The sequence below is a fragment of the Pseudomonas sp. SWI44 genome (assembly GCF_002947915.1).
In the GTDB taxonomy this organism is placed as follows: Bacteria; Pseudomonadota; Gammaproteobacteria; order Pseudomonadales; family Pseudomonadaceae; genus Aquipseudomonas; species Aquipseudomonas taiwanensis.
On sequence record NZ_CP026674.1, the window covers coordinates 458085 to 475806 of the forward strand.

At 62.7% G+C, this 17722-nt stretch carries 20 protein-coding genes; 9 read left to right on the plus strand and 11 right to left on the minus strand.

Going from position 1 to position 17722, the window contains the following annotated elements:
* Nucleotides 1–49: 49 nt before the first annotated feature.
* Nucleotides 50–502 carry a redox-sensitive transcriptional activator SoxR gene (soxR, locus tag C4Q26_RS02280; protein ID WP_023379774.1) on the plus strand — a complete coding sequence of 151 codons (453 nt, stop codon included), beginning with the start codon at nt 50–52 and terminating at the stop codon, nt 500–502.
* Here soxR and C4Q26_RS02285 read toward each other — a convergent pair whose 3' ends face one another.
* On the minus strand, nt 503–1483 hold the full coding sequence (locus C4Q26_RS02285) for a GlxA family transcriptional regulator (RefSeq protein WP_023379773.1): 981 nt from the start codon (nt 1481–1483) through the stop codon (nt 503–505).
* Nucleotides 1484–1565: 82 nt separating this feature from the next.
* On the opposite strand from C4Q26_RS02285, the gene C4Q26_RS02290 reads away from it, so the two are divergent.
* Nucleotides 1566–2114 (plus strand): cysteine hydrolase family protein, encoded by a 549-nt coding sequence (locus C4Q26_RS02290; protein ID WP_104882678.1) that lies wholly within the window; start codon nt 1566–1568, stop codon nt 2112–2114.
* A 19-nt stretch (nt 2115–2133) separates the two neighbouring features.
* Here C4Q26_RS02290 and C4Q26_RS02295 read toward each other — a convergent pair whose 3' ends face one another.
* Complete coding sequence (locus C4Q26_RS02295; protein ID WP_023379771.1) at nt 2134–2697, minus strand: helix-turn-helix domain-containing protein; 564 nt, start codon at nt 2695–2697, stop codon at nt 2134–2136.
* A gap of 83 nt (nt 2698–2780) precedes the next feature.
* On the opposite strand from C4Q26_RS02295, the gene C4Q26_RS02300 reads away from it, so the two are divergent.
* The 7 genes from C4Q26_RS02300 (at nt 2781) to C4Q26_RS02330 (ending at nt 9939) form a co-directional block, all read left to right on the plus strand.
* The gene (locus C4Q26_RS02300) at nt 2781–3731 is read left to right on the plus strand and encodes a DMT family transporter (RefSeq protein ID WP_023379770.1); all 951 of its coding nucleotides are present in this window, start codon (nt 2781–2783) and stop codon (nt 3729–3731) included.
* Between the two features lie 150 nt (nt 3732–3881).
* A complete protein-coding gene (locus C4Q26_RS02305; protein WP_027907624.1) occupies nt 3882–6797 on the plus strand; it encodes a monovalent cation/H+ antiporter subunit A in 2916 nt (971 codons plus the stop codon).
* Nucleotides 6797–7141: a Na+/H+ antiporter subunit C gene (locus tag C4Q26_RS02310; RefSeq protein WP_023379768.1), complete on the plus strand. Its 345-nt coding sequence runs from the start codon at nt 6797–6799 to the stop codon at nt 7139–7141. The genes C4Q26_RS02305 and C4Q26_RS02310 overlap by 1 nt, the downstream gene beginning before the upstream one ends.
* The gene (locus C4Q26_RS02315; RefSeq protein ID WP_023379767.1) at nt 7138–8817 is read left to right on the plus strand and encodes a monovalent cation/H+ antiporter subunit D; all 1680 of its coding nucleotides are present in this window, start codon (nt 7138–7140) and stop codon (nt 8815–8817) included. Before C4Q26_RS02310 ends, C4Q26_RS02315 begins: the two co-directional genes overlap by 4 nt.
* Nucleotides 8814–9302: a Na+/H+ antiporter subunit E gene (locus tag C4Q26_RS02320; protein ID WP_023379766.1), complete on the plus strand. Its 489-nt coding sequence runs from the start codon at nt 8814–8816 to the stop codon at nt 9300–9302. The genes C4Q26_RS02315 and C4Q26_RS02320 overlap by 4 nt, the downstream gene beginning before the upstream one ends.
* Complete coding sequence (locus C4Q26_RS02325) at nt 9299–9577, plus strand: K+/H+ antiporter subunit F (protein WP_023379765.1); 279 nt, start codon at nt 9299–9301, stop codon at nt 9575–9577. Before C4Q26_RS02320 ends, C4Q26_RS02325 begins: the two co-directional genes overlap by 4 nt.
* Nucleotides 9574–9939, plus strand: a complete 366-nt coding sequence (locus tag C4Q26_RS02330; protein ID WP_023379764.1) for a Na+/H+ antiporter subunit G — start codon at nt 9574–9576, stop codon at nt 9937–9939. Before C4Q26_RS02325 ends, C4Q26_RS02330 begins: the two co-directional genes overlap by 4 nt.
* A 12-nt stretch (nt 9940–9951) precedes the next feature.
* On the opposite strand, the gene C4Q26_RS02335 is transcribed toward C4Q26_RS02330, so the two are convergent.
* The 9 genes from C4Q26_RS02335 to C4Q26_RS02375 all read right to left on the minus strand — a co-directional run bounded on the left by C4Q26_RS02335 (nt 9952) and on the right by C4Q26_RS02375 (nt 17634).
* Entirely contained in the window at nt 9952–10164 is a 213-nt protein-coding gene (locus C4Q26_RS02335; RefSeq protein WP_023379763.1) for a hypothetical protein, read from the minus strand.
* Nucleotides 10161–10631 (minus strand): hypothetical protein, encoded by a 471-nt coding sequence (locus tag C4Q26_RS02340; protein WP_023379762.1) that lies wholly within the window; start codon nt 10629–10631, stop codon nt 10161–10163. Before C4Q26_RS02340 ends, C4Q26_RS02335 begins: the two co-directional genes overlap by 4 nt.
* A gap of 376 nt (nt 10632–11007) precedes the next feature.
* A complete protein-coding gene (locus tag C4Q26_RS02345; protein ID WP_023379761.1) occupies nt 11008–11202 on the minus strand; it encodes a hypothetical protein in 195 nt (64 codons plus the stop codon).
* Between the two features lie 180 nt (nt 11203–11382).
* Entirely contained in the window at nt 11383–11787 is a 405-nt protein-coding gene (locus C4Q26_RS02350; protein WP_023379760.1) for a TraR/DksA C4-type zinc finger protein, read from the minus strand.
* 290 nt (nt 11788–12077) lie between these two features.
* Entirely contained in the window at nt 12078–12851 is a 774-nt protein-coding gene (locus C4Q26_RS02355; RefSeq protein ID WP_023379759.1) for an enoyl-CoA hydratase, read from the minus strand.
* 13 nt (nt 12852–12864) lie between these two features.
* Nucleotides 12865–13992 carry an acyl-CoA dehydrogenase gene (locus C4Q26_RS02360; protein WP_023379758.1) on the minus strand — a complete coding sequence of 376 codons (1128 nt, stop codon included), beginning with the start codon at nt 13990–13992 and terminating at the stop codon, nt 12865–12867.
* A gap of 8 nt (nt 13993–14000) precedes the next feature.
* Nucleotides 14001–15194, minus strand: coding sequence for an acetyl-CoA C-acyltransferase (locus C4Q26_RS02365; protein WP_023379757.1), 1194 nt, complete (start codon nt 15192–15194; stop codon nt 14001–14003).
* A gap of 12 nt (nt 15195–15206) precedes the next feature.
* Nucleotides 15207–15974, minus strand: a complete 768-nt coding sequence (locus C4Q26_RS02370) for an SDR family NAD(P)-dependent oxidoreductase (protein WP_023379756.1) — start codon at nt 15972–15974, stop codon at nt 15207–15209.
* A gap of 13 nt (nt 15975–15987) precedes the next feature.
* On the minus strand, nt 15988–17634 hold the full coding sequence (locus C4Q26_RS02375; RefSeq protein ID WP_104881960.1) for an acyl-CoA synthetase: 1647 nt from the start codon (nt 17632–17634) through the stop codon (nt 15988–15990).
* Nucleotides 17635–17722: the final 88 nt, after the last annotated feature.

The following is a 17722-nucleotide window of genomic DNA, read 5'->3' on the forward strand; positions in this document are numbered from 1 at the left end:
TCGGCAGGGTAAAACCTCCAGTTAACTCAAGGTCAAGAGCTTTTTTAGCATGCCAAGCAAGCCCCCTATCGCCGCTGACAAGCTGCTCAGTGTTGGCCAACTGGCGGCACGCAGCGGTGTCGCGGTGACGGCCCTGCACTTCTACGAGACCAAAGGGCTGATCCAGAGCACCCGCAACGCCGGGAACCAGCGCCGCTACTTGAGGGCGATGTTGCGTCGAGTCGCGGTGATCAAGATGGCCCAGCGCCTGGGCATACCTTTAGCCGAAATTGCCGAGGCCCTTGCCGAGCTGCCCAACGACCACACCCCCACCGCCGAGGACTGGCGGCACCTCTCCGCACGCTGGCGCCAGGACTTGAATCGGCGGATCGACGAAATGATCAGGTTGCGCGACCAGCTCGATGGCTGCATCGGCTGCGGCTGCATGTCGTTGAAGGATTGCCCCTTGCGCAACCGTCAGGATCATCTGGCAGAAGAAGGCCCAGGGCCGCATCTGCCCTGATCAAGGCAACACGAATCTTCGCCGGTACTCGCTGGGCGTCAGGCCAGTGACTCGCTGAAACACCTTACGAAAGGCGCCCGGATCCTGGTAGCCCACGCCCCAGGCAATCTGCTCAACCGTACGCCGGGTGAATTCCAACATCCGGCAGGCCTGCCCAACTCTCACTTGCTGGCAATATTCGGTCGGCCTGAGCCCCGTGGCGGCACGAAACCGCCGCAGAAACGTGCGCGCCTCAAGCCCGGCGCAGGCGGCCATGCTTGCCAGGTCGGCGTCGTGGGCTGCTCCGGCCTGGAGCCAGTGCTGAACCCTGAGCACAGCTTCGTCACCATGATCCAGGCTCGGGCTGAACAGCGCCCCCGGCATTGGCGTGGAAACCGGCTCGACCGACAGGTAGCGTGCCGTCTCGCACGCCACCGAGGCGCCAAGATAACGCTCAAGCAGACGCAGCCCCAGCTCAGTCCAGGCCATCAAGCCGGCTGACGTCATGATGTCGCCGTCGTCCAGCAGCGGCTGATTGGCCTCCACACGCACCTTGGGGAAACGCTGGGCCAAGGTATGCGCGTAGTTCCAGTGGGTACTGGCCGCACGCCCGTCGAGCAGCCCGCTGGCGGCAATGAAGAACACCCCGATGCACACCGACGCCAATACCGTACCCCGGTCATGCCAGTGACACAGTGGCAAGCGGTGACGCTCCAGTACCTCAGGCACTGGCATCGACTCCAGACTCGGCGGAATGATCAGCACCCGCAGCCCATGCCCCTCGCGCCCCGGCTCATCGGCAATACAGCGCAATTGCCCGGTCTCGTCCAACTGCCAATGGCTGACACGCACGCGTGGCAGGTCGTCAGCCCCCAACTCGGCCGCCACACGGTTGGCAACGGTGAACAGGTCATCGAGGCCATGCACCGCCGCACGCTGTGCGCCAGGATAGATCAGCAGGCCGATCTCCAGGCTGCCAGGGTTGTCAGTTTTTGCCGCCATAGTGTCGTTCGCGCCAATCCTCAGGTCAGTGCGTACAGCCTATAACTATGGCCTGACAACGACTACTGCCACAGGAGGCAACATGAGCAAGCACGCCCTGATCATCATCGATATCCAGAACGACTACTTCCCCGGCGGCAAGTGGCCCCTCGACGGTGTCGAAGCCGCTGCCGACAACGCTGCACGACTGCTCGCCGCCGCCCGTGCGCGACGCGATCTGGTGGTGCATGTTCGCCACGAGTTCGAAAGCGCTGATGCACCGTTCTTCACCCCTGGCTCGACCGGTGCGCACTTTCACAAGAAAGTCGCCCCCCTGGACGGTGAGCCAGAGGTGCTCAAGCACAAGGTCAACGCGTTCCTCGACACCTCGCTCAAGCGCACCCTGGATCAACACGGTGTAAAAAGTCTGACCATCGTCGGCAGCATGAGTCACATGTGCATCGACGCCGCTACCCGTGCCGCCGCCGACTATGGCTACGCAGTCACGGTGGCGCACGATGCCTGCGCGACGCTGCCACTGGAGTTCGATGGCAAGCAGGTTCCAGCGGTCGATGTGCATGCCTCGGCCATGGCCGCACTGGCATTCGCCTATGCCAAGGTGTTGAAGACCGACGACTTGCTGGGGCAGTGAAACCGGACCATACCTACGGTCAGATCACTACATTACGCACGAACCGCGTGGGCACGTTTCCATCATTGCGGTAGGCGTACCGACAGTTGCTGGGAAACACATGGAACTGGCCGACCTGCAAGCAGTGCTCGGCCCCTTCGATGATCAGGGTCAGTTGCCCTTCAGCCACGTAGATCTGCTCGCTCCACCCTTCTGCGTCAGCTTCGCTGACGTAGCACTCCCCCGGCGCGAGGGTCCACTCCCAGATCTCGACCTCTCGTCGGGCCGCACTGCTGGCCAGCAGCACGGCCTTGCTCTGCGGGTGCTCACCGGCCCAGGCCAGCTCTTCGATGCGGCTTGGGTCGCGGTGGTCAGGCGCCTGGATCAACGTGCTGAACGCCACGCCCAGCGCCTCGGCGATCAAGTCGAGGGTGGTCAGGCTGACGTTCTTTTCCCCGGCCTCTATCGCCACGAGCATGCGCCTGCTAACCCCGGAGCGCTCCGCCAGGGCACTTTGGCTGAGCCCCAGGCCGTTACGCAAGCGACGGACGTTTTGGCTCACGTGTTGAAGCACCGATGAACGGTGCGCGGAATCTTTGTGCACTATATTGCTCACTGGAAGAGGTTGCGCAGTATACTGCCCACTTTGCGGCGATTGTGCGCCGCCCCCTCCGAGTGCGCAAGACCATGAACCAGCCAGACACCGCCCCAAAGACGTCGTTATCTTTACGCCTGAGCAAGGCCGAACTGGTCCTGGTGTTCATCACCATGCTCTGGGGTGGCACCTTCCTGCTGGTCCATAACGTGATGACCGTCAGTGGCCCGATGTTCTTCGTCGGCCTGCGTTTTGCCGCCGCCGCCCTGTTCGTCGGCCTGGTATCGGCGCGCGCACTGTCGGGCCTGACTTTCACCGAGCTGAAGGCCGGCATGCTGATCGGTGTATCCATCATGCTCGGCTACGGCCTGCAGACCATGGGTCTGCAAACCATCAGCAGCAGCCAGTCGGCATTCATCACCGCACTTTACGTACCCTTCGTCCCGTTGCTGCAATGGCTGGTGCTCGGGCGTCGACCTGGCCTGATGCCGAGCATCGGCATCTGCCTGGCCTTCGTCGGCCTGATGCTGCTGGCCGGCCCGGAAGGCGGCGCCCTGCATTTCAGTGAAGGGGAACTGGTCACCTTGGTCAGCGCCGTGGCCATCGCTGGCGAGATCATCCTGATCAGCCGCTATGCCGGCCAGGTCGATGTGCGCCGGGTGACCGTGGTGCAGTTGGCCACCGCTTCGTTGCTGTCGTTTCTGATGATCGTTCCGACCCAGGAGCGCATTCCCGACTTTTCCGGGTTGCTGCTGGCCAGCGCCTTGGGACTGGGCGCGATGAGCGCGGTCATTCAAGTGGCCATGAACTGGGCCCAGCAATCGGTATCGCCGACCCGCGCCACCTTGATCTACGCGGGCGAGCCGGTCTGGGCCGGGATCGTCGGGCGCATCGCTGGCGAACGTCTGCCGGGCGTGGCGCTGATCGGCGGCGCTCTGATCGTATTGGCCGTGATCGTCAGCGAGTTGAAGGTCCGCCGCGGTGACGCGGCCGACCACGCCTCGGATGAAACCCTTCAGCACGAACGTGAAGGCAGCCGGTAAAGCGCGTAACAGCAGCTATGCTTTGTAAAAAACTGTTATAAAAAAACAGCTTGTCACACCGGTTTTGTACGATTCTGCGACAGCTTGCGTGTTGGTGATCAACTGCTCGGCACGTATGATCCTTGGCAAACCTCTCCAGAATAGAACGCTATGTCATTGATAGTGCTATTGCTTCTGCCGTTCGTGGGCAGTTGCCTGGCAGCCGTGCTGCCGCACAATGCACGTAACGCCGAGTCCATCCTTGCCGGGCTCGTAGCCTTGGTCGGTACCGTCCAGGTAGCACTGTTGTACCCGCAAGTCGCCCATGGCGGGGTAATTCGCGAAGAACTGCTATGGCTGCCAAGCCTGGGCATGAACCTGGTGCTGCGCATGGATGGCTTTGCCTGGCTGTTCTCGCTGCTGGTGCTGGGCATCGGCACCCTGGTGTCGCTGTACGCCCGGTACTACATGTCGCCACAAGACCCGGTACCGCGCTTCTTCGCCTTCTTCCTGGCATTCATGGGCGCCATGCTCGGTTTGGTGATTTCCGGCAACCTCATCCAGCTGGTGTTCTTCTGGGAGCTGACCAGCCTGTTTTCGTTCCTGCTGATCGGCTACTGGCACCACCGCGCCGATGCTCGCCGGGGGGCCTACATGGCGCTGATGGTCACCGGCGCCGGCGGGCTGTGCCTGTTGGTCGGCGCGCTGCTGCTCGGCCATGTGGTCGGCAGCTATGACCTGGACAAGGTGCTGGCCGCTGGCGAGACCATTCGCCAGCACGCGCTCTACCCGGTGTTGCTGCCACTGATCCTGATCGGCGCCCTGAGCAAGAGTGCGCAGTTCCCCTTCCAGTTCTGGCTACCCCACGCCATGGCTGCGCCCACGCCCGTGTCGGCATACCTGCACTCGGCAACCATGGTCAAGGCCGGGGTGTTCCTGCTGGCCCGTCTGTGGCCGGTACTCTCAGGCAGCGAAGAGTGGTTCTGGATCGTCGGCGGTGCCGGCGCGCTGACCCTGCTGCTTGGCGCCTTCGCCGCGATGTTCCAGAACGACCTCAAGGGCCTGCTGGCGTACTCGACCATCAGCCACCTCGGGCTCATTACCCTGCTGCTGGGCCTTAACAGCCCGTTGGCTGCCGTAGCGGCGGTGTTCCACATTCTCAACCACGCCACCTTCAAGGCGTCATTGTTCATGGCCGCCGGCATCATCGACCATGAAAGCGGCACCCGCGACATTCGCCGCCTCAGCGGCCTGATCCGCCTGGTCCCCTACACCGCCACGCTGGCCATGGTCGCCAGCGCCTCGATGGCCGGCGTACCGCTGATGAACGGTTTCCTGTCCAAAGAGATGTTCTTCGCCGAGACGGTGTTCATCTCCTCTACCGCCTGGGTCGAAGCCGCATTACCGGTGATTGCCACGCTGGCGGGCACCTTCAGCGTGGCCTACGCCCTGCGTTTCACCGTCGATGTGTTCTTCGGCCCAACTGCGCAGGACTTGCCGCACACCCCGCATGAACCGCCGCGCTGGATGCGTGCCCCCGTGGAACTGCTGGTGCTCACCTGCCTGGTGGTGGGCATTTTCCCAGCCCAGTCGGTCGGCCCATTGCTGGCGGCGGCTGCACTGCCGGTGGTAGGTGGAACCTTGCCCGAGTACAGCCTGGCCATCTGGCACGGCTGGAATGCCCCGTTGATCATGAGCCTGATCGCCATGAGCGGGGGCATCGTGTTGTACCTGCTGCTGCGCAACCAATTGCGTCGCGGTCGTTTCCCTTACCCACCACTGATCGAACGGTTCAACGGCAAGCGCTTGTTCGAACACGGCCAGGTCCGACTGATGCTGCTGGCGCGGCGCATCGAACGGCTGTTGACGTCCCGCCGCCTGCAGGCGCAACTGTTCATGCTGGTGCTGGCAGCCTTCCTGGCCGGGCTCACGCCGATGCTTTACAGCGGCCTGAGCTGGGGTGACCGTCCGAAGATCCCGGGTTCTGGCGTGTTCGTCGCCCTGTGGCTGATCGCCATCGCCTGCGCCATCGGGGCCGCCTACCAGGCCAAATACCACCGGTTGGCGGCGTTGATCATGGTCAGCGTCTGCGGTCTGATGACCTGCATAACATTCGTCTGGTTCTCGGCACCGGACCTGGCACTGACCCAGCTGGTGGTCGAAGTGGTCACCACCGTGCTGATACTGCTCGGCCTGCGCTGGCTGCCGCGCCGTATCGAGGGCGTCTCGCCGCTGCCCGGCAGCCAGGAGCGTGCGCGTCTGCGGCGTCTGCGCGACCTGCTGCTGGCGGTGCTGGTCGGCGCGGGCATGGCGGCGTTGTCATATGCCATGCTGACCCGGCCGACCCCCAACGACATTTCATCGTTCTACCTCAGCCGCGCCCTGCCCCAGGGCGGCGGGACCAATGTGGTCAACGTGATGCTGGTCGACTTCCGCGGCTTCGATACCCTGGGGGAAATCACCGTACTGGTCGCCGTGGCCCTGACCGTGTTCGCCCTGCTGCGCCGCTTCCGCCCGCCCAAGGAAAGCATGCAGCTGCCTGCACAACAACGGTTGCTGGCACCAGACGTGGTCACCGACCTGATCAACCCGCGTCATGCCGCCGATACCGCACTGGGCTTCATGATGGTGCCAGCCGTATTGGTGCGCTTGTTGCTGCCGATCGCCCTGCTGGTGTCGATGTACCTGTTCATGCGCGGCCACAACCAGCCAGGCGGCGGTTTTGTCGCCGGTCTGGTGATGTCTGTGGCGTTCATCCTCCAGTACATGGTTGCCGGGACCCAGTGGGTCGAAGCCCAGATGAGCCTGCGGCCGCTGCGCTGGATGGGTACCGGCCTGCTCTGCGCCACCCTGACCGGGGTCGGCGCAATGTTGCTGGGTTACCCTTTCCTGACCACCCATACCGCTCACCTGCACCTGCCCGTGCTGGGTGACGTGCACGTGGCCAGCGCCTTGTTCTTCGATGTCGGCGTGTACACCGTCGTGGTTGGTTCGACCTTGTTGATCCTCACCGCCCTGGCGCACCAATCGGTCCGCGCCTACCGCCCGGCCAACCCGTCGAAATCCAGCCAAGCAGGAGCCGCCTGATGGAAGAAGTCATTGCAATCGCCATCGGTGTGTTGGCCGCCTCTGGAGTGTGGCTGATCCTGCGTCCTCGCACCTATCAGGTGATCATGGGCCTGTGCCTGCTGTCCTACGGCGTAAACCTGTTCATTTTCAGCATGGGTAGCCTGTTCATCGGCAAGGAGCCAATCATCAAGGACGGCGTCACCCAGGACCTGCTGCACTACACCGACCCACTCCCCCAGGCCTTGGTACTCACTGCCATCGTCATCAGTTTCGCCATGACCGCGCTGTTCCTGGTGGTGCTGCTGGCCTCCCGTGGCCTGACCGGCACCGACCATGTCGATGGCCGGGAGCGTGAAGAATGACTGGAGCGAGCCAACTGATCGTCGCGCCCATCCTGCTGCCATTGCTCACGGCAGCAGTGATGCTGTTGCTGGGCGAGAAACATCGCCAGCTCAAGGCCCGCCTGAACCTGCTGTCCAGCATCAGCGGCCTGGCCATCGCCATCTACCTGTTGCTGTGGGTGCGCACCCAAGGTCAGGCGGAGTCCATTGGTGTCTACCTGCCTGGAAACTGGTCGGCACCGTTCGGCATCGTGCTGGTTGTCGACCACCTGTCTGCCCTGTTGCTGACCCTGACCGGGGTCATTGCTGTGAGCGCCCTGATGTTCGCCCGTGCCCGTTGGGACAGTGCCGGCGCCAGCTTCCATGCGCTGTTCCAGATCCAACTGATGGGCCTGTACGGGGCGTTCCTGACCGCCGACCTGTTCAACCTGTTCGTATTCTTCGAGGTGCTGCTGGCAGCTTCCTACGGTCTGTTGTTGCACGGCTCGGGCCGGGCACGGGTCAGGGCTGGCCTGCACTACATCGCCATCAACCTGTTCGCTTCGTCGTTGTTCCTGGTGGGCGCGGCGATGCTCTATGGCGTAACCGGCACACTGAACATGGCCGATCTGGCCCTGAAGATACCGCTGGTGCCCGAAGCCGACCGTGGCCTGCTGCATGCTGGCGCCGCGATTCTGGCCATGGCGTTTCTGGTCAAGGCCGGCATCTGGCCACTGAATTTCTGGCTGGTACCCGCCTATGCCTCAGCCAGTGCTCCGGTGGCGGCGCTGTTCGCCATCATGACCAAGGTCGGGCTGTACGCGGTGTTGCGCCTTTGGACCTTGCTGTTCTCCGGCCAGGCCGGGGCCTCGGCGCACTTCGGTGGCCAGTGGCTGGTCTATGGTGGCCTGGTGACGCTAGCGGTGGCGGCAGTGTCGATTCTTGCTGCGCAACGCCTGGAACGGCTGGCTGCCCTGAGCATCCTGGTCTCCGCTGGTACGCTGCTGGGCGCGATCGGTTTCGCCCAGCCGGCCCTGATCGGCGCTGCGCTGTTTTACTTGGTCAGCTCGACCTTGGCCCTATGCGCACTGTTCCTGCTTGCAGAACTGGTCGAGCGTTCGCGCTCGGCCAACGAACTGCCCCTGGATGAAGAGGAAGATGCCATTCCGCCGCCGCTGGAGTCGCTGCACCCTCCAAAAGGCATCAACCTCGACGATGAACAAAAGGCCGTGATCGGCCAGATCATCCCATGGACCATGGCCTTCCTGGGCCTTAGCTTCATCGCTTGCGCACTGCTGATCATCGGCATGCCGCCGCTATCGGGCTTCATTGGCAAACTCAACCTGATCAGCGCCCTGTTCAATCCACAAGGGCTTGGCACTCCGAGCGAACAACCGCTGAGCGCGGCGGGCTGGGGGCTGGTGGCACTGCTGGTGCTGTCTGGCATGGCTTCTCTGATCGCCTTCTGCCGCGTCGGTATCCAGCGCTTCTGGAAGCCCGAGGAACGTCCTTCACCGGTACTGCGCCGCTTCGAATACCTGCCGATCGTCATCCTGCTTGGCCTGTGCATCATCCTGAGCTTCAGGGCCGAGCCTGTGCTGCGCTATACCCAGGACACCGCTGCCAGCTTGCAAGCACCCGATGCGTACATAGAAGCCGTGATGGCCGCACGCCCGATACCGGGCCCCACCACGCTCGACGGGCAGGTGCAACCATGAGCCGACTATTCCCTGCCCCGCTGCTGTCCCTGTCGCTGTTCGTGCTGTGGCTGCTGCTCAACTTATCGGTGAGCGCCGGCAACCTGCTGCTTGGCGCAGCCCTCGGCATGCTGGCGCCTTTGCTCATGGCCCCTCTGCGGCCTCAGCATGCCCATGTGCGACGGCCGCTGGTCATCGCCAGGCTGATCTTCCGGGTAGGTATCGATGTGATCGTGTCCAACCTGTTGGTCGCACGCGGCGTGTTGCGCGCAGGCAAGCGACCACCCCGCTCGGCATTCGTGCACATTCCACTGGATCTGCGCGATGCCCATGGCCTGGCGGCGTTGTCGATGATCACCACGGTCGTGCCTGGCACCGTCTGGTCAGAACTGGCCCTGGACCGCAGTGTGTTACTGCTGCATGTGTTCGACCTTGAAGACGAACACGCCTTCATCGAACACTTCAAGCACACCTACGAACGCCCGTTGATGGAGATATTCGAATGACAGGCCTGCTTGCCAATGCAGTCCTCGCCAGCCTGTTCATCTTTGCGTTGGCCATGGCCCTGGCGCTGATCCGGCTGTTTCGTGGCCCGTCCGCCCAGGACCGGGTCCTGGCGCTGGACTACCTGTACATCCTGGCGATGCTGATGATGCTGGTGCTCGGCATTCGCTATGCCAGCGATACTTACTTCGAGGGCGCCTTGCTGATCGCGTTGTTCGGCTTCGTCGGCTCGTTTGCCCTGGCCAAGTTCCTGCTGCGCGGCGAGGTGATCGAATGACGGACACCCTGGACTTGCCTCTGTGGCTTGAGCTTGTCACCGCCGCACTGCTGCTGACCAGCAGCCTGTTCGCCCTGGTGGGAGCCTTGGGCTTGTTGCGCCTGAAGGACTATTTTCAGCGTATGCACCCACCGGCACTGGCTTCCACTATCGGCGCCTGGTGCGTCTCTCTGGCCTCGATCCTTTATTTCTCGTGGCTCAAGGAGGGCCCGGTACTGCACGCCTGGCTGATTCCGATCCTGCTGTCGATCACGGTACCGGTAACCACACTGCTGCTGGCCAGGGCCGCGCTGTTTCGCAAACGGATGTCGAAGGAAGCGGTGCCTGAGGAAATCAGCAGCCACAAAAATCACGACCACTGAGCAGCCGCCTTTCTACCCCTCGCTCAGACGCTGCAATTCACGCCGCACCATCGCGGCATAGGGTGCTGGGCTCAGCTGATAGAGCTGGCCCGCTACCCAGGCCAACCAGGCACCCTGCATCCGCTCCCGCTGTGCCAACAGATGCTCGGCCTGCGCGGTGGCTTGCGCCTGATACCGCAGATGAAACTCGGCCCGGCTCTGGGGCGTAACGGCGCTTTCACTCATTCACTGGCCTTGAAGGTGGTCAACTCACCCTTACGCCATTTCGCAACCTTGCCGGTCACGGCCTTGAGCAATTTGCCCAGCCCTTCCTGAACTTGTTGCTGGGCGGCGAACACCAGCATCACGCCGTGGCCTTCGCGAAACACGATGCCTTCACCTTCAGGGACGGAAACGAACGCATAGTCACCTACGCCATAGACATTGAGCTTGATGTCACGAAAGCGCATCTCCAGCTTGCCGCCTTCGCGACTGGGCAATACCGCAGCCCGGAAGTGGTCACCCACCTTCAACTCCAAACGTTGCTTGTCGTCGACGACCAACGCACTGTCGGTGTCGATTTCAGCCATGTACAAACCTTCGGGGCTTTGCTCGGTGACATAGACAAAACGCCCCTGAAACAGTTTGACGAGCCTTGCGCGCAAGTCGCCCAAGGCAAACAGAGCGTGGGTATCAAGAGTACTGACTGCCAATGAAGTGATCCTCAAACCGTTTACATCCGCACTCACTCTTCGTGCAAGAGGCGCGGCCAATTCATGTCGATAGACAAAGATTAATAACGCAATACACGAGATGTCTGTGCCTGCAGACGCTGCTGCATGCAGGAATCGTTACTCTGACTTGCCAGATCTGGCCTAAGTGCAGGCTTTCGGCATATTCCCCTCGGGGAAGCGTAAAGTCTGACAGCAAAAATGCCAGAAAAGATGCGACAGATTGCGACAGGCCCCTCGGCAGAATGGGCGCTGGAATCTATCGGTGCATTACGTAGGCGGAAATATGCACGAAAACACCAAAATCCGTCGAGAGAAAAAGAGGTTTTTTCTTACGCCGCTGGGCGCAATATCCTACTTAGGCGGCTCGCCCCTTATCCAATTGCTGTAACCATGCCACCTGGCACTCGACCGCTTCGGCACGGCTGGCGAAGGCAGTGCCCCGGCGTTCGCCGTTGACCAGTACCACCCAGCACACCCGCCGCCCCTGCGCCTGCAACATTGCAGGTACGCCAGAGCCAATCATCACGGCTACATCGACTCGGCTATTCATCATTCCCTCCGGAATTTAATTAGCAACCTAACGATGAGCCCATGATACGCCTGCCAAGGTGCCGGAAAAAGCGCGCTTCAGCACAGCTGTATTGCGCCGATGGCAACAAATCTGTCGCAAACGACAGTCACGCAAAAAGCCCCAGGGATCGCTCCGTGGGGCTTGGTCAGACGCGTCGACTCAGATCTGGCGCTGGTGACGGTCGAGCTGCTCGTGACGCTCTTGAGCTTCGATGCAGTATTTGGTGGTCGGACTGATCAGCAGGCGCTGCAAGCCGATAGGCTCACCGCTGTCGTCGCACCAGCCGAAGCTTTCGTCAGCGATACGGCCCAGGGCCATTTCCAGCTGCGGCAGCAGGCGCTGGTCACGCTCGATGGCATTGACCAGCCAGTGGCGCTCTTCTTCGACCGAGGCCACATCGGCTGGATCCGAAGGGGTATCCAGGCTTTCGATGGTGGCGCGGCTCAGCTCGATGCGTTCATGGGTTTCGACTTTCATCGCCTGCAGCAAGGCAGTGAAGAATGCCAGCTGTTCAGCGTTCATGTAGTCATCGGCCGACATGGCCAGCAACTGTTCCTTGGTCATCGATTTCTCTATGAAAAATGTGCATTGGGCGATTCGGGTGCCGCCAGCGCCTTGGCGCGGGCAGCGGAATTCTTCAAGCGCCAACCGGCACTCTTTTACAGGGGGCGGCAGTCTAAGGCGCCACGTCGCCCGGAGCAACTGCAATCACAAGGGAATTTGACCGAAATGGCCTGGATTCCGCCCATCGGCAGATCCAGGCAGGGCCGACCCACGACCTTTGCCGGTCGTGGGCGGCCAGGGGAAGAGGCGCGAAAACCTCCCGTGGCGCCCAGGCCACGACAGGGTTGTACTCAACGGTCCTTGAACTGTGCTTCGCGCTTGCCGATGAAGGCCGCCATGCCTTCCTTCTGGTCTTCGGTGGCGAACGCAGCGTGGAACACGCGACGTTCGAAGCGAACACCTTCGCTGAGGGTGACTTCGAAGGCCCGGTTGACGCTTTCCTTGACCATCATGCTCACCGGGATCGATTTGCTGGCGATGGTCGCAGCCACCTTCAGTGCCTCTTCCAGCAGCTCGGCCTGTGGCACCACGCGGGCCACCAAACCTGCGCGCTCGGCCTCCTCGGCGCCCATCAGGCGGCCGGTCAGGCACAGCTCCATGGCCTTGGCCTTGCCCACTGCACGGGTCAGACGCTGGGTGCCGCCCATGCCCGGCAGTACGCCCAGGTTGATTTCCGGTTGACCGAACTTGGCGTTGTCGGCGGCCAGGATGAAGTCGCACATCATCGCCAACTCGCAGCCCCCGCCCAAGGCAAAGCCAGAAACAGCCGCGATGATCGGCTTGCGTCGATTGGCAATGCGGTCGGCATCGCTGAACAGGTCGTCGACATAGATCTGCGGGTACTGGAGCTCGGCCATTTCCTTGATATCAGCGCCGGCGGCGAAGGCCTTGGCGGAGCCGGTCAGGACCACACAGCCAATGTTGGGGTCACGTTCGAGCTGGTCCAGCGCCTGGTTGATCTCAGCCACGATCTGCGCGTTCAGTGCATTGAGCGCCTGGGGGCGGTTGAGGGTGATCAGGCCGACCTTGCCGTGGATGTCCAACAGGATGGTTTCGAATGCCATGCAGGATGCTCCTTCAAAGATTACGCGCAATGACCATGCGCTGAATGTCGCTGGTGCCCTCGTAGATCTGGCACACCCGAACGTCGCGGTAGATTCGTTCCAGCGGGAAGTCGCTCAGATAGCCATATCCACCCAGGGTCTGCAAGGCATCCGAGCATACCTTTTCGGCCATTTCCGAGGCGAAAAGCTTCGCCATCGAGGCTTCCACCAATGCCGGGCGCCCGGCATCACGCAAGGCTGCCGCGTGCAGCACCATCTGCCGGGCGACCGCAATGCGAGTGGCCATGTCGGCCAGGCGGAAGGCCACTGCCTGGTGCTCGATCAACGGCTTGCCGAAGCTCTGCCGCTCGTTGGCGTAGTCGCGCGCCACTTCGAACGCAGCCCGCGCCATACCGACCGCTTGGGAGGCAATACCGATGCGGCCACCTTCGAGGTTGGCCAGGGCGATCTTGTAGCCCTGCCCTTCCTCACCGAGACGATTGGCGACTGGCACCCGCACGTTGTCGAATACGATCTGGCAGGTGTCGGACGCATGCTGGCCGAGCTTGTCCTCGACTCGCGCGACCTGGTAGCCAGGTGAGTCGGTGGGCACGATGAACGCGGTGATGCCACGCTTGCCCGCCTCCGGGTCGGTGACGGCGAACACGATGACCACCCCTGCGTTCTGCCCGGAGGTGATGAACTGCTTGCTGCCATTAAGCACATAGTGGTCGCCTTCGAGCCGTGCACGGGTTTTCAGGCTACTGGCATCGGAACCGGCCTGGGGTTCGGTCAGGGCAAAGGCCCCAATCATCGAACCACTGGCCAGGGGGGCGAGGAATTGCTGCTTCTGGTGCTCGGTGCCGAATTTCAGGATCGGCACGCAACCGACCGAATTGTGCACACTCATGATGGTCGAGCAGGCACCGTCGCCGGCCGCGATCTCCTCCAAGGCCATGGCATAGGCCACATAGCCGGTGTCACTGCCACCGTACTGTTCCGGCACCAGCATGCCGAACAGGCCCAGACCGGCCATTTCCGCAATGGCCTCACGTGGATAGCGGTGGGCCTTGTCCCACGCCTCGGCAAACGGTTTCAACCGCTCCTGGGCGAAGTCTCGCACTGCGTCGGCGATCTGTTGTTGCTCATCAGTTACCAACATGGCTCACCTCAATACAGGCATTCGACGGCCATGGCAGTGGCTTCGCCGCCGCCGATGCAGATCGCTGCCACGCCACGGCGCAAGTTGTTCTGGCGCAGGGCCGACAGCAGGGTCACCAGGATGCGCGCGCCCGAGGCACCGATGGGGTGGCCCAGGGCGCAGGCGCCGCCATGGATGTTGACCTTTTCAGAGGGTAGGTCGAGGTGTTTCATGGCCGCCAAGGTGACCACGGCGAATGCCTCGTTGATTTCGAACAGGTCGACCTCGGCCAGGTTCCAGCCGGTGCGCTTCATCAATTTGTCGATCGCACCGATCGGTGCGGTTGGGAACAGTGCCGGCGTATCGGCGAATGCGGAGTGTCCATGGATGACCGCCAGTGGCTTGAGGCCGCGTTTGTCGGCTTCGGAGCGACGCATCAGCACCAGTGCGGCAGCACCGTCGGAAATCGAACTGGAGTTGGCGGCTGTCACGGTACCGCCTTCGCGGAAGGCCGGCTTGAGCTGCGGGATCTTGTCCAGCTTCGCCTTGGGCGGCTGCTCGTCATCCTTGACCAGGCGCTTTTCCTTACCCTCGGTGACCTCGACCGGGACAATCTCGGCGGCGAAGCGCCCGTTCCTGATGGCTTCCTGGGCACGGGTCAACGACGCGATTGCAAAGTTATCCTGCGCTTCGCGGCTGAATCCGTTGGCCTGGGCGCAGTCCTCGGCGAAGGTTCCCATCAGGCGCCCTTTGTCATACGCATCCTCCAGGCCATCCATGAACATGTGGTCGATGATCCTGCCGTGGCCCATGCGGTAGCCGCCACGGGCCTTGTCCAGCAAATACGGTGCGTTGGTCATGCTCTCCATGCCCCCCGCCACCACCACATCGGCGCTGCCGGCCAGCAGCAGGTCATGGGCCATGATGGCCGCCTGCATGCCCGAGCCACACATCTTGTTCAGGGTGGTGCACGTGGTGTGCTTGTCGAGCCCGGCGCCCAACGCAGCCTGGCGGGCCGGTGCCTGGCCCTGACCTGCCGGCAGCACACAGCCGAACAGCACCTGCTCGACACTGGCGGCATCGACCCCAGCGCGCTCGACGGCGGCGCGGATGGCGGCGCTGCCCAGTTGCGGCGCGGTCAGGCTCTTGAGTTCGCCCTGCAACCCACCCATGGGCGTGCGCACAGCGCTGACGATGACGATCGGATCGTTGGCAATGGTCATGTTCGGTTCTCCTTACTTGGCAGCCATGCGCAGCGCGCCGTCGAGGCGAATCACCTCGCCGTTGAGCATGCTGTTTTCAATGATGTGTCGGGCCAGCGCGGCATATTCCTGCGGCCGTCCCAGGCGCGGCGGGAACGGCACGCCAGCGGACAGCGAGTCGCGCACTTCCTGGGTCATGCCGGCCATCATCGGCGTTTCGAAGATACCTGGGGCGATGGTCATCACCCGAATCCCGAAACGCGCCAGTTCGCGGGCGGCCGGCAAGGTCAGGCTGGCGATGGCGCCCTTGGACGCGGCGTAGGCGGCTTGGCCAATCTGCCCGTCATAGGCGGCGATGGAGGCGGTGTTGATGATCACTCCGCGCTCGCCGCCCTCGTCCGGCTGACCTTCGGCCATGGCCGCGGCTGCCAGGCGCAGCAGGTTGAAGCTACCGATCAGGTTGACGTTGATCACCTTGGCGAAGCTGGCCAGGCCGTGCGGCCCCTGCTTGCCCAGCACTTTCTCGGCACCGACGATACCGGCGCAGTTGACCAGCCCGTGAAGGCTGCCGAAGGCGGCGACCGCCGCCTCCACCGCTGCCTTGGCGGCCTGTTCGTCACTGATATCGGCAACCGCGAAACAGGCATTGTCACCCAGCTCGCGGGCCTTGGCTTCGACGGCGGCGGCATTGAGGTCGACCAGCATCACCTTGGCGCCAGCTTCGACCAGCATCTGCGCGGTTGCAGCGCCAAGCCCGGAGGCGCCGCCGCTGACAATGAAGTGCTTATGGCTGATTTGCATGTTGTCTTTCCTTTCAGGCGCTGGCGCGGGTTGCCAGGTGCGCGTGTTGTTTGGCGATTTCCTGGTTGCGCAGGATGAAGCGTTGCAGCTTGCCGCTCGGGGTCTTGGGCAGCTCGCTGACGAATTCAATTTCGCGAGGGTAGGCATGGGCGTACAGACGTTGGCGCACATGCTGGCGCAAGGTTTCCTCCAGCTCCGGGCTGCCGCTGAAGCCCGCGGCCAGCACCACGAAGGCCTTGATCAGCTCGGTACGCTCGGGGTCCGGCTTACCGACCACGGCCGCTTCGATCACCGCCGGGTGTTCGATCAGCGCGCTCTCGACATCGAACGGGCCGACGCGGTAGCCGGAGGTGGTGATCACGTCGTCACTGCGGCCGACGAAACTGATGCTGCCGTCCGCGTTCAACTCGACGGTATCGCCGCTCAGGTAGTACTTGCCGACGAAGGCCTTGGTGGGCAGGCCGTGATAGCCGCCGAACCAGCACAGCGGCGACTGTTCGCGGTCCACCGCCAGAATGCCCGGTTGACCGGCCGGCAGTTCCAGACCTTGCTCGTCCACCACGACGATCCGGTGGCCAGGAATGGAGAAACCAGCCGAACCCAAGTGCACCGGGTGCTGCAATCCATGGTGATTGCACAACACCATGCCCAGTTCGGTCTGGCCGTAGTGATCGTGGATGGTCACGCCCAGCTCATCGGCGAACCAGCGGATCACCTCAGGGTTAAGGGGTTCACCGGCGCTGCTGACCACGCGCAGCCGGCCTTTGATCGGCGTGGAAAACTCGCTGCCCGCGGCGATCAGCAGACGGTAGGCCGTGGGCGAGCCTGCCAGGTTGGTGATACCTAGCTTGTTAATGACCCGCGCGCAGCTTTCGACGCTGAAGGGGCCATCGTAGAACGTCGTGGCATGGCCCAGCGACAACGGGCCGGTGACGGCGTAGTAAAGACCGTAGGCCCAGCCTGGGTCGGCCAGGTTCCAGAAGTTGTCGTCCGGCCGCAGGTCGATGGCATCACGCATGTAGCCCTGGAAGGCGACGATCGCGCGCAGCGGTACTTCAAGAGGCTTGGCCGGACCGGTGGTGCCCGAGGTGAACATCAGCAGGAACGGATCATCGCCGCTGCGCATGACAGGTTCGCAGTGCTGATCGGCAGCAGCCAGAACCTGATGGAAATCCAGTTCGCCTACCGGCGCTTTCACGGTAATGAGGGTCGGGCAGTCGTTCACCTCATCCAGCTTGCTGCGGTTCAGGCTGTCGGTGACCACTACACGAGCATGGGACTGCTCCAGGCGATGCTCGATGGCCTTGGGGCCGAAAGCCGTGAACAGCGGCTGGTACACAGCCCCCAATCGCCACGTGGCGAGAATGGTGATCAGCAGTTCCGGGGTGCGCGGCATCAGACCGGCGACCCGGTCGCCAGCCTGGACACCTTGTGCCTTGAGGACATTGGCAAAGCGTGCGGCCTGCTGCTGAAGCTGGTCGAAGCTGTAGCGTTCGCTTTGGCCGTCACGGCCTTCCCAGATCAGGGCGAGCCTGCCCCCGCCTGCATGTCGGTCGCAGCACTCGACACAGGCATTGAGGGCTTTGAGGTTGCCGTGCAGGGCGGTATGAGCAACCTGTTCGTAGTTGAACGAACGGACGGCCTCGGCGTAATCGCGCATCGTCAGACTCCTGGATTCTTATTGTTGGAGCGCACCATGGGTCTAACGATGTTGTCGCTGCCGACGTCACTCGGCAATGGCCAAACCG

Bases quoted from the DNA above. Each gene is read 5' to 3' on its own strand.
- soxR (WP_023379774.1), top strand. From the start codon at position 50: ATGCCAAGCAAGCCCCCTATCGCCGCTGACAAGCTGCTCAGTGTTGGC.
- C4Q26_RS02285 (WP_023379773.1), bottom strand. From the start codon at position 1,483: ATGGCGGCAAAAACTGACAACCCTGGCAGCCTGGAGATCGGCCTGCTG.
- C4Q26_RS02290 (WP_104882678.1), top strand. From the start codon at position 1,566: ATGAGCAAGCACGCCCTGATCATCATCGATATCCAGAACGACTACTTC.
- C4Q26_RS02300 (WP_023379770.1), top strand. From the start codon at position 2,781: ATGAACCAGCCAGACACCGCCCCAAAGACGTCGTTATCTTTACGCCTG.
- C4Q26_RS02305 (WP_027907624.1), top strand. From the start codon at position 3,882: ATGTCATTGATAGTGCTATTGCTTCTGCCGTTCGTGGGCAGTTGCCTG.
- C4Q26_RS02310 (WP_023379768.1), top strand. From the start codon at position 6,797: ATGGAAGAAGTCATTGCAATCGCCATCGGTGTGTTGGCCGCCTCTGGA.
- C4Q26_RS02315 (WP_023379767.1), top strand. From the start codon at position 7,138: ATGACTGGAGCGAGCCAACTGATCGTCGCGCCCATCCTGCTGCCATTG.
- C4Q26_RS02320 (WP_023379766.1), top strand. From the start codon at position 8,814: ATGAGCCGACTATTCCCTGCCCCGCTGCTGTCCCTGTCGCTGTTCGTG.
- C4Q26_RS02325 (WP_023379765.1), top strand. From the start codon at position 9,299: ATGACAGGCCTGCTTGCCAATGCAGTCCTCGCCAGCCTGTTCATCTTT.
- C4Q26_RS02330 (WP_023379764.1), top strand. From the start codon at position 9,574: ATGACGGACACCCTGGACTTGCCTCTGTGGCTTGAGCTTGTCACCGCC.
- C4Q26_RS02335 (WP_023379763.1), bottom strand. From the start codon at position 10,164: ATGAGTGAAAGCGCCGTTACGCCCCAGAGCCGGGCCGAGTTTCATCTG.
- C4Q26_RS02345 (WP_023379761.1), bottom strand. From the start codon at position 11,202: ATGAATAGCCGAGTCGATGTAGCCGTGATGATTGGCTCTGGCGTACCT.
- C4Q26_RS02350 (WP_023379760.1), bottom strand. From the start codon at position 11,787: ATGACCAAGGAACAGTTGCTGGCCATGTCGGCCGATGACTACATGAAC.
- C4Q26_RS02355 (WP_023379759.1), bottom strand. From the start codon at position 12,851: ATGGCATTCGAAACCATCCTGTTGGACATCCACGGCAAGGTCGGCCTG.
- C4Q26_RS02360 (WP_023379758.1), bottom strand. From the start codon at position 13,992: ATGTTGGTAACTGATGAGCAACAACAGATCGCCGACGCAGTGCGAGAC.
- C4Q26_RS02365 (WP_023379757.1), bottom strand. From the start codon at position 15,194: ATGACCATTGCCAACGATCCGATCGTCATCGTCAGCGCTGTGCGCACG.
- C4Q26_RS02370 (WP_023379756.1), bottom strand. From the start codon at position 15,974: ATGCAAATCAGCCATAAGCACTTCATTGTCAGCGGCGGCGCCTCCGGG.
- C4Q26_RS02375 (WP_104881960.1), bottom strand. From the start codon at position 17,634: ATGCGCGATTACGCCGAGGCCGTCCGTTCGTTCAACTACGAACAGGTT.